The sequence below is a fragment of the Olleya sp. Ti.3.14 genome, from assembly GCF_038154885.1.
Classification (GTDB): domain Bacteria; phylum Bacteroidota; class Bacteroidia; order Flavobacteriales; family Flavobacteriaceae; genus Olleya.
Window position 1 is genome coordinate 542,125 of the sequence record NZ_JBAKAO010000001.1, and the last position, 14,473, is coordinate 556,597.

Sequence of the window (14,473 nt, forward strand, 5' to 3'; positions counted from 1 at the left end):
TTTAGTCTTGGTTATCTTGCTCTGTATTTCTGTGGTATATTTTATCGTCTAACCACTCTTGTACTGCTAAAGCATGAGGTTTAGGTAATTTTTCGTAAAACTTAGACACTTCAATTTGTTCTTTGTTTTCAAAAATTTCTTCTAAGCTATCATTATATGTAGCAAACTCTTCAAGCTTTTCTATTAATTCTTTTTTAATTTCAGAATTAATTTGCTCTGCTCTTCTTGCAATTACAGAAATAGCTTCATAGATGTTATTTGTTGGTGCATCTATCTCGTTTCTATTGTAAGTCGTTGTTGTTAACGGAGCGTCGATTTTTTTTAAATCCATAATATATTAGCTTTTAGTACTATATTTTTCTAATTGTTCTTTTAAATCCTCTACCTGTTTATCTGCATCTTTAATAAACTCTGACTCTGCATTTGTTTTTTTAAAGTTGTTATAATATGCGATAGCTGTATTTAATCTTTCTTCTTTTTTATACTCTACACTTTTCATTGCTAATTGGTAAGCAGAATCAAAACGATAATATAACGCTTTTTCACGTAAGGTTGTACCAGGAAAATCTGCAATAAAATTATCAAATGAACTAATAGAAGCTTTAAAATCTGAAATATGATTGTATTGCTTAGCAATACTGTATGCTTTTAATTCTAATTTATATTGTAACTCTTTAACCAACTCGTTAATTTTTGGCATGTATTGCGAGTCTGGATATAAGTTAGCAAACAATTGTAATTGCTCTAGTGCATGATCTGTATCGTGTTGATCTTTAGAATACACAGGAGATAATTGCGCATAACTTAATGCACTTTTATAGTATGCTTCTTCTACTTTTTCGCTTCTAGGATACGCAGATGCAAAACGCTCAAATCTATATCCTGCTAAATAATGATCTTCTAAATGAAAATAACTATCGGCATCTAAAAACATCAATTTTTCTGCTTGAGGCTTCCCTCTGTAAGCAGGAACAATTTGAGTAAATAAACGACTTGCCTTGTTATACTTACCTTCATTATAAAGTTTTTCACCCATTGAAAACTTAACAGCAACATCTTCAGACTTTAATGCCTTTTGATACTCGCTACAAGAAGTGAAAACTAAAAATGTAATTAAGATGTAAAGTAAATTCTTCATAAAATTTTAACGAAGCGCAAAAATACGCTATTTAAATGGATTTTAAAAATATAATTTGATTGCTAAATTAATTGAAGAAATCAAGTTGGACTTAGGTTTAAGTATAATTTAACTTTTACTAAAATTAGTCATAAAAGTATTTATACGACTTTGTAATTGTGTTGTAGCAGTAACTAAAGGTAATCTAACGGTTGTATTGCATAACTCAAGGCTATTTAATACTGCCTTAATACCTGCTGGATTATTTTCTTCAAAAATCATGTTAACGATATCCATCATTTTAAAATGAAGTTGATACGCTTCCTTGTTTTTACCTTCTAAACCTAGATTTATCATTGTAGAAAAAGCTTTAGGTAACCCTTGTCCAATTACGGATATTACTCCTGCTCCACCTGCTAAAACAATACCTAAAGCTAAATCGTCGTCTCCTGATATCACAGAAAAATTGTCTGGTTTATCTCTTAGCAATTCTAAATATTGAGCCACATTATTACCAGCTTCTTTAACTGCAACGATATTATCAAAATCTTTTGCTAAACGCAACGTTGTTTCTGGTGTCATATTTTTAGAAGTTCTGCCAGGAACATTATATAAAATTATATCAATTGGACAGACCTGAGCTATCGCTTTAAAGTGCTGATACATACCTTCCTGTGTTGGTTTACTGTAATAAGGCGATACAGATAGTATTCCAGCAATACCTGTAAAATCAGTAGCTTTAATTTCTTCTACAACCTGTGCAGTGTTGCTACCTCCAATACCTAAAACTAATGGTACACGTCCTTTGTTATACTTTATAATAGCAGCAACTATATCCTGTTTTTCTTGCTTTGTAATTGTAACGCTTTCTCCTGTTGTACCATTTATAACTATATAATTGATACCATTGGTGATGTTATATTCTACAATATTTTCTAGCGCTTTGTAATCTACTGATAAATCATCATTAAATGGAGTTACAATTGCTATTCCTGTGCCTAAAAAAGGGTTATTCATTACTTAATTTATTTAAAATGTTTAGGTATTTTATAATTTCGGTTTTAAAGATGTTTTTATCTTTTATTCTAATATCTATAATTAAATCATTTACGTCAGGATTAGCATTATGCAGACCTACCTTTAAGTCGGCATTGGCTGATGCACTAACAGCTTGCAAAGCTAAGGAATCGGTTTCATAAAAGTTAATCAACAAATCAAATTTATTGGCTAAAAAATCTTTTACTGTTTGTGATTTAAATTGTCCTTTCCAAGCAAGTTCTTTTTCAGAAAAAGTATGGTTATAAGCAGACGTTTCGTTTTTTTTACCATTAAAAAGAGATAAGATTTTTAAGTCCTTAGCGTTAATTTTTAATTGCTCTGACAAACTATTAATCCATTCTGGATCAGAAAACTCATGACTATTTACTAAGACTCCAACATGTTTAATCCTGTTTGCGTTTGGTGCAATTACACGACTTTGAGCACATTTAATAATGTACTTTTTATTAGATTTTTCTTTAAAACCTTTTAAAATCATTTATCTTTATTCCTTTATTACAAATGTAGTAATTGTAACTATATTAGCTTTAAATTATTCAACATTAAATATGAAATACAAACATCTTTTCATCTTGCTTTTAATTACTTTTTTAAACTCTTGTAAGCAAGACACTTACTCGTTGAGTAAAATAGAAGGCAAACAGATTACAATTACAGACACTTTAGCAACAGATAAAGCTATCGATGACTTTGTAAAACCCTTTCGCGAAAGCATAAATAAGGATATGGACGCTGTTTTGTCTTACGCTCCAGAAACTTATAGCAAAAGTGATGGTGATTTAAATACAGCAATTGGTAATCTTATGGCTGATGCTGTCATGCAAGAGAGCAATCCTATTTTTAACAAACGTACTGGAAAAAATATAGATGCTGTTATCCTAAATCATGGTGGTATTAGATCTATAATTTCTAAAGGAAATATTACCACTAGAACTGCTTTTGAAATTATGCCTTTTGAAAACAGTATTGTAGTAGTCGCACTAAAAGGACAACAAATAGATAGCATGACACATTATTTAAGTCAGGCTAAGCGTGCACATCCTGTAAGCGGAATACAATTAACACTGGATAAAACGTATAATATTACTCAGGCTTTAATAAACAACAATCCAATTGAAAAGGATAAAACCTATTACGTTGCGACTAATGATTACCTATATAATGGAGGAGACAGAATGCGATTTTTTCAGGTAAATGATAGCCTATATACTCTTGATTATAAAATAAGAAATGCGATGATAGACTACTTTAAAAAGACTGATACTATCAAACCTGTAATTGACAATAGATTTATCCAAACTAAATAACCACATAATGAAACGTAGAGATTTTATACAACAAGCAACAGCAGCTACAGCTTTAATTACAGTTGGTGGTTATGGATTACAATCGTTTGCAACATCTTCAAAATCTAAAAAAATAACGATTTTACATACTAATGATGTGCACAGTCACATTGATGCTTTTGGGCCAGAGGATGGTAGAAATGCAAATAAAGGTGGTGTGGCTAGACGTGCAACTTTAATTGAAAACATTAGACAAGATAACCCTAATACATTACTATTAGACGCTGGAGATATTTTTCAAGGCACACCATATTTTAATTACTATGGTGGCGAATTAGAATTTAAGTTAATGAGTAAACTTAAATACGATCTAGCTACAATAGGGAATCATGATTTTGATAATGGTATAGATGGATTATATGCCCAATTACCTCATGCTAGCTTTGGATTTGTATCTGCTAACTATGACTTTAAAAATACAGTCATGGATACTCATGTAAAACCATATCAAATATTTAAAAAAGAAGGTATTAAAATTGGTGTTTTTGGATTAGGAATTCAATTAGATGGTTTAGTTGACAAAAAAATGTACAAAGAAACTGAGTATTTAGACCCAATTGAAGCTGCACAAGAAATGACACGTATTTTAAAAATCGACGAGAAATGCGATCTTATTATTTGCTTGTCACATTTGGGATACAATTACAGTAAAACGCCTGATAAAATAAGCGATTTAAGCTTAGCTAAAGCAACTAAAGATATTGACTTAATTATTGGTGGACACACACATACTTTTTTACCTAAGCCAACCGTTGCGCAAAATTTAGAAGGTAAAAACGTATTAGTTAACCAAGTAGGTTGTTATGGTATAAATTTAGGTAAAATAGACTTTTACTTTGATGCAGATAGTACTAAAAAAGCAGAAGGAACTTCTATTATTGTATAAAACTAAGCGATTTCAGTTTTTTTTTGAGTGGATTTATATTTAATTTTAATGTAAACGTATAGAAAGTAAAAGCCTACACCTATTAAAGCAGTGTACACCATTTGAAGTAAATATGCTGAAGATATAAACAAATAAGCGACTTGTACCATTTCGGAAAAAACGATGCAAACACTGGCTAAAAACAATAGTAATCCTTGTTTGGTTTCGTGATATAAATAATGTATTAATGATAGTGATAGCACTAACAATATCAATACATTATATGTTACTTCAATTATAAAATCTAACGAGTATACTGCTAACTTTGCATCTTGCATTATCATCTGATTTAACACATAAATTATATATGCATTAAATACTAATAAGACAATTATATGCAACTTAAATTCCTTTAATAACAACTTGATATTAAAATCTTTAACTAGAAAAATAATTAAGGAAGTATAAGTAGCTATTACTAGATAATTAGCAACATAATAAGCCATAGTGTCATTTCCGTAAAAGACAATTTTCAGAATTTCTACTAAAGAAAATCCAATAAGAAAAAAACCAAAATAATGGTTGGTTTGCTTAGTCTGACTATAGTATAAATAGGCAAACAAAGGAAACACTAAAATCCAGGAATAATCAGACAATGTTGGCGCATCAAATATGCGTCCAGCCATAGTAAGTATTACGAGAATCACTAAAATTATCGATACTAAATTAAACTTTGTTAACTTCATTATTATTTATTTGGGATGACAAATATACAAATAATTTGTTATTAAACGATAAAATAAGCTTTTAATCGACTATTAACACGTTTATTCTAAGCTATTTAAGAAATCATCTTCTGAAATCATGTCTATATTTAACTTATCAGCTTTGTCTTTTTTACTTGGTCCCATATTGTCTCCAGCAATTATATAACTTGTTTTTGAAGAGATAGAACTACTTACTTTCCCACCATTATCTTCAATAAGCTTTTTCAACTCAGTACGTGATACTTTATAAAATACGCCTGAAACTACAATATTATGTCCTTTTAACTTATCTGTTTGGTTGGCTAACTTTTCTGCAGAGATTTCTAATTGTAAACCACATTGCTTGAGTCTATCAATGACTTTTTGATTTTCTGGATTTGAGAAAAAGTCGACTACACTTTCAGCAATTCGGATACCTATTTCATTAACCTGCTCTAAATCAATTACAGACGCAAAAGCAAGTGCATCAATACTTTTATAATGTTTAGCTAGCGTTTTTGCAACCGTCTCTCCAACAAACCTGATACCTAACGCGAATAAAACACGTTCAAACGGTATTTGTTTTGACGCTTCAATACCTGCAATTAAATTATCTGCACTTTTATCTGCCATACGCTCCAACGGTAAGATTTGGTCTTTAGTTAGATCGTACAAGTCTGCATAATTATGGATTAATCCTGCATTAACTAAAAGCGCGACAGTCTCGCCTCCCAAACCTTCAATATCCATTGCTTTTCTAGAGATGTAATGCTGAATACGTCCAATTATTTGTGGATTACAACCATTATAGTTAGGACAAAAATGTTTAGCCTCACCTGCTTCCCTTTGTAATAATGTATTACATTCTGGACAATGTGTTATATACTTTGTAGGTACAGAGTTATCTGGTCTTTCAGAAAAATTTACTGCTATAATTTTAGGTATAATTTCGCCACCTTTTTCAACAAACACAGTATCACCTTCTCTTATATCCAGTTTTTCTATTTGATCTGCATTATGCAACGATGCACGTTTAACAATTGTACCAGCCAATTCTACTGGTTCTAAATTTGCAACAGGAGTTATAGCTCCTGTACGACCAACCTGATAAGTAATAGTATTTAAAATAGTACTAACCTGTTCTGCTTTAAACTTGTAAGCCATAGCCCAACGTGGCGCTTTGGATGTAAAACCAAGCTCGTCTTGATGATGCAAATTATTGACTTTTACTACAACACCGTCAGTCTCATAAGGTAATTCATGTCTAGCAGTATCCCAATGATTTATAAAAGCAAATACGTCATCAATGGTTTTACACAACTTAACTTCTTTTGGGACCTTAAATCCCATCTGTCTTGCTTTTTCTAAGCTTTCAAGGTGCGTTTTATAATCAAAATCGCCACCTACTAAACCATACAACAAACAATCTAAAGGTCGTTTTGCAACCTCTGCACTATCCTGCAACTTTAAACTTCCAGAGGCTGTGTTACGTGGGTTTTTATAAGGCTCTTCTCCATTAGCAATACGCTCTTCATTCATTTTATTAAAACCATCAAAGGGTAAAATAATTTCACCTCTAATCTCAAACTCTTCAGGAAAACTACCTTTTAATTGTAAAGGGACAGAATTAATTGTTTTTATATTAGCAGTAACCTCGTCTCCTTGCACACCATCACCTCGTGTAACAGCTTTTAATAAACTTCCATTTTGATATGTTAGATTTATGGAGGCACCATCGTATTTTAATTCACACACATAGTCTATCTCACCATCTACCATTTTCTTAACTCGTGCTTCCCAATCTTTTAAATCTTCAAGAGAATACGAATTATCTAAACTATACATCCTATGCTTATGCACAAGTGTATTAAAATTTTTAGTCACTTGACCTCCTACTCGTAAGGTTGGCGAAGTTGCATCAAAAAATTCAGGATGCGCTTCTTCTAAAGCTTGTAACTCTTTTAATTGTATATCAAAATCATAATCGCTAATTGTCGGACTGTCTAAAACATAATAATTATAATTATGCTCTCTTAACTGTTCTCTTAATGCGTTTATTTTTAATTGTATGCTCATATTATATGCCTTCAAGCAATTCTAAAAATTGCTGTTTAATCTTGTATTTATAATAAAAATAATTTTCTGAATCCGAATAGCACTCTGATGCTCCCCAAAATTTCACGATAAATTCTTTATTGCTTAACCAATAGACTTCCATCTCATCAGAGATTTTTTCAAAAGTTATGTGATCATAGTTTTCTTCCAAATTATAATATAACTCAAAAGCCTTTATGATTTTACCATCCACTATTTTGTCTATAAATAATGTACGCTGGCTAGGACACTCAGTATCATAATCTATAGAAATTAATATATCTTTTTTAGGCGATACATGAGGATAACCTCCTGCGTATTGGTCTAATAATTCTCCTGTCTCTTGACTAATAAAATCAAAACGTTGATAATCAAAAACCATGTGATAATGCACCAAAAACACATCTTTAAAACCTGAATTTTTAAAGACACTATATGTTTTTGTTGGACTAAACTCCGAGTTGTAAGTCGTGTCTTTATACACTACTTTTTTACCATTTTTTGCCAATAAGGTTAGGACGTTATCCTTCTTGTAAAGTTTAGTAACATCTATACTGTTGGGTTGATATAAAACTCGGTTTTTATACTCATTAATATCAACTTGCTTTACATCAAATAACTCACTAAGCGCTATTGGTTGTAAATTTTTTCCTTTAACAGACAAACCATCATAATTATAATGATTACCATCATTGCTATAAGTCTTGAAAAAATAAGCTTCAGGTACGTAACCTATATTTGTGTTATCAATATAAAAATTCTCGTCTTTCTTTAAAACTTCAGGGTTAATAATCACTTTAGCTTTGCGACTATAGACAACTTGACCATTATCTATAATTTTTGTTTTATTGTCCGTATATTCTATAACAGAAACGGTTTTTAAATACTCAAACTTACCTACTTTATTACCCAAACTATCCCTAATGATTAAACCGTTTTTGGACTTTACAATCCTTTGATCAAAGTTTACTTTAAAATAATCCAAAGTTTGATAATCTATTAGTGGTAAATAATTAAATTTTATACTATCACTTTGCTTTTCAAAAGTTCCGTTAGGGTTTAAATAGTAATGGATAGCCTTATTAAGCTGTTTGTCATGAACAAATAACTTATTATTATAAACATAAGTTTCGGTTTGATTAATTTTATGTGTCAAATTATAATAAGACACGTCAAGAGCATCTATAAATTGGTAGTTATTAGTGTAGGTTACTAATTTATAATCCATGACTTGGTCTTCAATAAACTTGTAGATTACAAACGCTTTAAATGCTTTACTAAAATTTATATTTAAAGCCATTCCAAATTTAGTAATCGTATCCTGAGTATTAAATAACTTTTGTGTTTCAAGTACGGTATTCTCTTCTTCAGATAAAATACTAAACGTATTAAATAGTCGTGAAGTAATTAAATGTGGTTTTTTTAGATCAACATATCCAACACTGCCTAAAAATTCATCCTCAAAACGGTCAATAAAAGCACTATTATCCACTGCTTTTTTAACAGCAGGCGTTACCATTTGTTTATCGGTTTTTTTACAACCTAAAACTAACACAAATAGTAGTATGTAATATATTACTTTCATTATTGTTTAACACCACTAATCATTCGGTCTTTACCAAAAAAATCTTGTTTTAATTGTACATTTTTAAAGCCATTATCGGTCAATAAAGCTGTCATTTCTTCACCTAAATATTCATTTATTTCAAAAAATAATTTGCCATTAGTTTTTAAGTATTGCGAAGCAAATTTTGTAATCGCTTTGTAAAAAATTAACGGATTATTATCAGGTACAAACAAGGCTAAATGTGGTTCGTTATCCAACACGTTAGACGTCATTGCTTGCTTTTCCAATTGTCTCACGTAAGGAGGATTTGACACAATAGTATCAAATTTTAAATCCTTAAAATTTTTTTCCCAAGCAGTATCTTCTAAAATACTAGCTTCAATAAAATCCACGTTTACTTTATTTAATAAAGCATTTTGTGTTGCTGTTTTTATCGCTTTCGCGGAAACATCAAGCCCAAAAATAGTTGCTTCAGGTAATTTTTTGGCCAGACTAATGGCAATGCAACCACTACCAGTGCCTATATCTAAAACCGAAGCATTATGTCCTTGTTTTTTATTGTCATAACTATCTAAAACCAATTGTACTAACTCCTCTGTTTCTGGACGTGGTATTAAAGTGTTTGGGTTAACCTTAAAAGGCATTCCAAAAAACTCAGTTTCACCTATTATATATTGTATGGGCTGTTGCTGCTTTAGGCTTTCTAAAGCTTTAAATATCGGAATTTTCTCTTCCGTTGTCACACTTAAATTAGTATTTAAAGCCACATCCAATCTAGAAATATTACAATAATGCTCTGTCAACATAAAAAAAAAGGTAAAGACTTCGTCTGGACCATAAATATCATCTAGTTCCTTGTGGAATAATGCTTTTAAATCTTTTATTAACATAGGCTGATATTATAGTTGTTTTTCCATCCAAATACCACAATTAAAATGTCCTGTGCTACCTAATGGACCATTTAAATGCTTAAAACCGTTAGATTCGTAAATATGTATGGCTTCTTTTAAAATAGGAATAGTTTCTAAATACGCCTTTTTAAACCCTTGATTTTTACCTTTTTCCAGACATTTCAGAAATAGTTTTTTACCAAAACCTTTTCCGCGTAAGCGATTAGAAAAATACATTTTCTGAATTTCAAATACCTCCTTTTCCATTCCATGCAAAGGTTTTAAACCACCTCCTCCTTCAACTTTTCCATCAACCACTACGACGTAATACGTCGATTTTGGGTCTGCATAGGCTTCAAACATTTTTAGTGTCTCAGGATCTGCATATGCTGTCCCAACTAAAGGCAAATTATATTCTATAAAAACCTCGCGAATGACAGCCTCAATTTGAGGATTATCATGTGGCTGGATTTCTCTTATTTCAATAATAGTATTACTCACTTTTATATAGTATTTTTGTGCCTTATTTTAGAGGATGAAGATACATTAAATCCAAAAAAAGACCCATGAAGAAAGCACTTATTTTATTAACAATATTAACCTGTTTTTTTAACTGTAAAGTGACTGAAAAACCAGAATTTATTAGAGTTGAAAACATAAAAGTATTAGAGTCTTCATCAAAATTTATAACCATCACAGCAGATGCTCTTTTTTTAAATCCTAATAGTATTGGTGGTAAAATTAAAACTGATGGCATCAAAGTATTGGTAAATAACAATCATATTGGTGCTGTTTCAAGCGTTAGTTTTGACGTACCTTCACGACAAGAATTTACAATACCACTTCAAGCTAAAATACCAACAGACAGCTTACTAAGCAATAAAAACTTAAGCAGTTTATTAGGTAGTTTTTTTAGTAAAAAAATAAAAGTTCAATATCTTGGAGATATTAAATACAAGATTTTAGGTTTTTCTCATTCTTACCAAGTCGATCGTACAGAGGACATTAAAATAAAGTTATAATTTTGAATGATCAATTTTACATAAAACGCGCGTTGCAAATAGCCAAAAGTGGATTAGGACAAACACGTCCAAATCCTATGGTTGGCTGCGTTATTGTTTTAAACAATCGTATAATTGGCGAAGGATACACTAGCAAATATGGTGGCAATCATGCAGAAGTAAATGCTATAAATAGCGTAAAAAATCAATCCCTTTTAAAAGATGCTACTATTTACGTAACGCTAGAACCTTGTAGTCATTATGGTAAAACACCACCTTGTAGCGACTTAATTATCCTCCATCAAATACCAAATATAGTTATTGGATGTATTGATGATAATCCTGAAGTTGCTGGTAAGGGTATTAAAATATTATTAGAAGCTGGTCGTAATGTAAAAGTCGGCGTTTTGGAAGCCGAATGCAAAGCACATCACAAACGATTTTTTACTTTTCATAATAAAAAACGACCTTATATTATATTAAAATGGGCAGAATCTAACGACGGATTTATCGCACCAAAATCTAAAAATGAACAAAAACCTGTTTGGATTACCAACACGTATTCTAGACAATTAGTCCATAAATGGAGAGCTGAAGAGCAAGCCATATTAGTAGGCACTAATACCGTTATACAAGACAATCCAACGCTAGATGTTAGAGATTGGACAGGTAATAATCCATTACGTGTCGTACTAGATAAAAATAAAACCTTAAAAGCAGACTGCCATGTTTTTAACGCTAAAGCGGAAAGCTTATTAATTTACAATAATGACAACACAACTCAAGAGGCTTTACAAAACACAACCTGGTCTATCCATCCACCAAACAACACAATGGTTGGAGATTTAAATTCAGGAATTGATTTTAGTCAAAAAAAATCTCAAGCACAACAAATTTGTGACACTCTATTTAAACACAACATCAACTCTGTAATTATTGAAGGTGGCTCTAAAACATTACAACTTTTTATAGATGCTAGACTTTGGGACGAAGCTAGAGTTTTTAAGGGTCAAACTATTTTTACCGAAGGTGTAAAAGCACCTAAGTTACAAGGAGAATTAATTAATCAGTCTTCCATTTTAGACGACTTACTATATATTTACAAAAACACTAATTAAGTTTTGCTTTAGCAAAATGATACTAACCCTATGATTAAAACCCTAATATTTGATTTTGGAGATGTCTTTATTAATTTAGATAAAGAAGGTGCAATGACCAACGCTTTAGAGCTGTTTGACGTTGATGAATTATCAGAAGAAATCGTTGCTTTTAATAGTTTTTACGAACAAGGTCTGATAGATACTAACGAGTTTATAGATTTTTACATGGGTAATTTTCCAAAATTAACCAAACAACAAATCGTTGAAGCTTGGAACTATATTATTTGTGATTTTCCTGTTAAACGTTTAGAATTTGTACAACAATTAGCAAAAGACAAAAAGTACAATCTAATACTACTAAGTAATACTAATGAGTTGCATATTGATTGTATTAAAAATCAGGTATCGTTTTATGACGAATTTAAAAATGCGTTTGATAAATTTTACCTTTCACACGAAATACAATTACGTAAACCAAACAAAGATATTTTTCAGTTTGTACTAAATGAAAACAACCTAAAACCAGAAGAATGCCTGTTTATAGATGATACTTCTGAAAACACAGAAACTGCAAGTAATTTAGGGATTAACGTTTGGAATAACAATCCTAAAACAGAAGATATTATAGATTTATTTACCATTAAAAAAGACTTGTTTTAATGTATTTATTACTTAGTATATGTGCGTCTACATTAATTTTTGTCATCTTTAAAGTTGTTGGTAAACGCAATATAAATACGTTACAAACTATTGTTTTTAACTACTTTACAGCTTTCACTTATGGTATTTTAAGCTATGATGCACCTATAAATGTAAGCGATATTATACAATCTAAATGGTTTTTTGGCGCAATAGGTTTAGGATTTTTATTTATAGCCATTTTTAATGTAATGGCTTTAACAGCTCAACGTAATGGATTATCTGTAGCTTCTGTTGCTAGTAAAATGAGTGTTGTTATTCCTATTATATTTGGACTATTTTTTTATAACGAAAGTTTAGGTTGGCAAAAAGCATTAGGTATTATATTGGCTTTAGTAGCAGTTTACTTAGCATCATATAAAACAAAAACTGATCAACGTTTTTCAATTAAAACATTATGGCTGCCTATTATATTATTTTTAGGGTCAGGTACCATAGACACATCTATAAAATATATTGAAACTACTTATTTAGCAGACAACGGAATTCCCATTTTTTCTGCTACCATCTTTTTTATTGCTGGAGTGATTGGGATTGGCTTGCTTTCCGCGAAAGCGATACAAAAACAATTTACTTTTGACCCCAAAAGTATAGTATCTGGTGTGATTTTAGGTGTGGTTAACTACTACTCTATTTATACTTTATTAAAAGCTTTAAATGCCGAAAATTTTGAAAGCTCGACCATTTTTACTGTTAATAATGTGGCTATAGTCATGCTAACAACCTTAATTGGTTTATTATTATTTAAAGAGCGTTTATTAACTAAAAACTGGATTGGTATTGGGATAGCTGTACTGTCTATTATATTAGTGACATTATCATAATTCATGGAAAAAGACACTTACAAAACAATAACTAAACCGTCAGAAGAAGTCTTATTTAAAGATAAAAATTCCAAATTTTTTGGGTATGCATTTCCTGTAAAAACAGAAGAAGCTGTTAAACAACATATTGAAGACTTAAAAAAACAACATCATCAAGCTAGACATTGGTGTTATGCTTACCAAATAGGCACAGAAACTATTGCCTACAGAGCCAATGATGATGGCGAACCTAATAATAGTGCAGGCATGCCTATTTATGGACAAATCCAATCATTTGAAGTAACCAACGTATTAATTGTTGTTGTTAGGTATTTTGGAGGTGTTAAGCTTGGTGTTGGTGGTTTAATTAATGCATATAAAACTGGAGCTCAAATGGCTTTGGAAGCTTCAAAAATTGTAACACGCACTATCAACATTGAATATCTTATCAGTTTTGATTATAAAAATATGAATAAGGTTATGCGTGTAATTAAAGAGAAAAACTTAAAAGTTATCAACCAAAAATTAGAACTAGACTGCCAAATCACGATCTCTGTTAGAAAAAAAGAGGCGCAAACTATTTTTGAAATTTTTGATACTATTTACGAAGTTAAAATTAAAGATTTAGCTATTTAAAGCTTCTAAAAAATATTTAGGAGGTCTAGTAGGTTTTCTAGTTTTCATGTCTAAAAAAGCTAAAACTACAGTTGCTGTACATAAAACTTGTTGCAAATCATTCAGTATTTCATATTCAAACTCGACTAACGCAGTTGGTGCTTTTTTTAACGTAGTTTTTACTGTAATTACGTCGTCATAATATGCTGATTTTTTGAAATTTAAGGACAGCGACACAACTGGTAAACCAAGTCCTTCGTCCTCCATTTTTTTGTAAGAAATTCCTAATTTACGCAACCACTCAATTCTAGCCATTTCTAGATATATTGCGTAATTACCATGATGTACAATTCCCATTTGATCTGTTTCTGCATATCGTACTCTTATTTGAATTTCATCTTGCATTATACCCATAGTCTTGATTTTTTTTTGTAGTTTCGAATGGTTGGTTAACATGCACAAAAAAAACTATAAATTCAATAGTAAATGATTTTTTTTTTACGTTTTTTGTTCACATATTTGCCAAGCTAACAAACAGAGTTGTCTTATTGCTATTATTGGGACAAATTAA

17 protein-coding genes are annotated in these 14,473 nt (G+C 30.8%); 7 read left to right on the top strand and 10 right to left on the bottom strand.

What is annotated here, in order from left to right:
* Position 1: 1 nt before the first annotated feature.
* From V6251_RS02550 to V6251_RS02565, 4 genes are all read right to left on the bottom strand, one after another.
* The gene (locus V6251_RS02550) at positions 2-331 is read right to left on the bottom strand and encodes a DNA-directed RNA polymerase subunit omega (protein WP_292948562.1); all 330 of its coding nucleotides are present in this window, start codon (positions 329-331) and stop codon (positions 2-4) included.
* 6 nt (positions 332-337) lie between these two features.
* Positions 338-1,138, bottom strand: a complete 801-nt coding sequence (locus V6251_RS02555; RefSeq protein WP_145002001.1) for an outer membrane protein assembly factor BamD — start codon at positions 1,136-1,138, stop codon at positions 338-340.
* 108 nt (positions 1,139-1,246) lie between these two features.
* Positions 1,247-2,134 carry a 4-hydroxy-tetrahydrodipicolinate synthase gene (gene dapA, locus V6251_RS02560; RefSeq protein WP_145002002.1) on the bottom strand — a complete coding sequence of 296 codons (888 nt, stop codon included), beginning with the start codon at positions 2,132-2,134 and terminating at the stop codon, positions 1,247-1,249.
* Positions 2,127-2,654 carry a DUF6913 domain-containing protein gene (locus V6251_RS02565; protein ID WP_341586915.1) on the bottom strand — a complete coding sequence of 176 codons (528 nt, stop codon included), beginning with the start codon at positions 2,652-2,654 and terminating at the stop codon, positions 2,127-2,129. Before V6251_RS02565 ends, dapA begins: the two co-directional genes overlap by 8 nt.
* Before the next feature lie 70 nt (positions 2,655-2,724).
* Between V6251_RS02565 and V6251_RS02570 the strand changes: the two genes are divergently transcribed.
* Together V6251_RS02570 and V6251_RS02575 are read left to right on the top strand one after the other, a co-directional pair.
* Positions 2,725-3,483, top strand: coding sequence for a 5'-nucleotidase (locus V6251_RS02570; RefSeq protein WP_341586916.1), 759 nt, complete (start codon positions 2,725-2,727; stop codon positions 3,481-3,483).
* Between the two features lie 7 nt (positions 3,484-3,490).
* Positions 3,491-4,408, top strand: coding sequence for a bifunctional metallophosphatase/5'-nucleotidase (locus V6251_RS02575; protein ID WP_341586917.1), 918 nt, complete (start codon positions 3,491-3,493; stop codon positions 4,406-4,408).
* A gap of 2 nt (positions 4,409-4,410) precedes the next feature.
* Here the strand turns inward: V6251_RS02575 and V6251_RS02580 are convergent, their stop codons facing one another.
* The 5 genes from V6251_RS02580 to V6251_RS02600 form a co-directional block, all read right to left on the bottom strand.
* Positions 4,411-5,073 (bottom strand): hypothetical protein, encoded by a 663-nt coding sequence (locus V6251_RS02580; protein ID WP_341586918.1) that lies wholly within the window; start codon positions 5,071-5,073, stop codon positions 4,411-4,413.
* A 141-nt stretch (positions 5,074-5,214) separates the two neighbouring features.
* A complete protein-coding gene (ligA, locus tag V6251_RS02585; RefSeq protein ID WP_341586919.1) occupies positions 5,215-7,209 on the bottom strand; it encodes an NAD-dependent DNA ligase LigA in 1,995 nt (664 codons plus the stop codon).
* 1 nt (position 7,210) lies between these two features.
* On the bottom strand, positions 7,211-8,812 hold the full coding sequence (locus tag V6251_RS02590) for a hypothetical protein (protein ID WP_341586920.1): 1,602 nt from the start codon (positions 8,810-8,812) through the stop codon (positions 7,211-7,213).
* On the bottom strand, positions 8,812-9,684 hold the full coding sequence (gene prmC / locus V6251_RS02595) for a peptide chain release factor N(5)-glutamine methyltransferase (RefSeq protein WP_341586921.1): 873 nt from the start codon (positions 9,682-9,684) through the stop codon (positions 8,812-8,814). The genes V6251_RS02590 and prmC overlap by 1 nt, the downstream gene beginning before the upstream one ends.
* Before the next feature lie 9 nt (positions 9,685-9,693).
* A complete protein-coding gene (locus tag V6251_RS02600; protein ID WP_341586922.1) occupies positions 9,694-10,185 on the bottom strand; it encodes a GNAT family N-acetyltransferase in 492 nt (163 codons plus the stop codon).
* Positions 10,186-10,250: 65 nt separating this feature from the next.
* On the opposite strand from V6251_RS02600, the gene V6251_RS02605 reads away from it, so the two are divergent.
* From V6251_RS02605 to V6251_RS02625, 5 genes are read left to right on the top strand one after another with little or no spacing between them, the layout of a single operon-like run.
* Positions 10,251-10,706, top strand: coding sequence for a hypothetical protein (locus V6251_RS02605; protein WP_341586923.1), 456 nt, complete (start codon positions 10,251-10,253; stop codon positions 10,704-10,706).
* Between the two features lie 2 nt (positions 10,707-10,708).
* A complete protein-coding gene (gene ribD, locus V6251_RS02610; protein ID WP_445933611.1) occupies positions 10,709-11,803 on the top strand; it encodes a bifunctional diaminohydroxyphosphoribosylaminopyrimidine deaminase/5-amino-6-(5-phosphoribosylamino)uracil reductase RibD in 1,095 nt (364 codons plus the stop codon).
* Between the two features lie 30 nt (positions 11,804-11,833).
* The gene (locus V6251_RS02615; protein ID WP_341586924.1) at positions 11,834-12,445 is read left to right on the top strand and encodes an HAD family hydrolase; all 612 of its coding nucleotides are present in this window, start codon (positions 11,834-11,836) and stop codon (positions 12,443-12,445) included.
* Positions 12,445-13,308, top strand: coding sequence for a DMT family transporter (locus V6251_RS02620; protein WP_341586925.1), 864 nt, complete (start codon positions 12,445-12,447; stop codon positions 13,306-13,308). The genes V6251_RS02615 and V6251_RS02620 overlap by 1 nt, the downstream gene beginning before the upstream one ends.
* Positions 13,309-13,311: 3 nt before the next feature.
* Positions 13,312-13,923 (top strand): IMPACT family protein, encoded by a 612-nt coding sequence (locus V6251_RS02625; RefSeq protein WP_341586926.1) that lies wholly within the window; start codon positions 13,312-13,314, stop codon positions 13,921-13,923.
* Here the strand turns inward: V6251_RS02625 and V6251_RS02630 are convergent.
* Positions 13,912-14,316: an acyl-CoA thioesterase gene (locus tag V6251_RS02630; protein ID WP_341586927.1), complete on the bottom strand. Its 405-nt coding sequence runs from the start codon at positions 14,314-14,316 to the stop codon at positions 13,912-13,914. The two genes, V6251_RS02625 and V6251_RS02630, sit on opposite strands and share 12 nt — an antisense overlap.
* Positions 14,317-14,473: the final 157 nt, after the last annotated feature.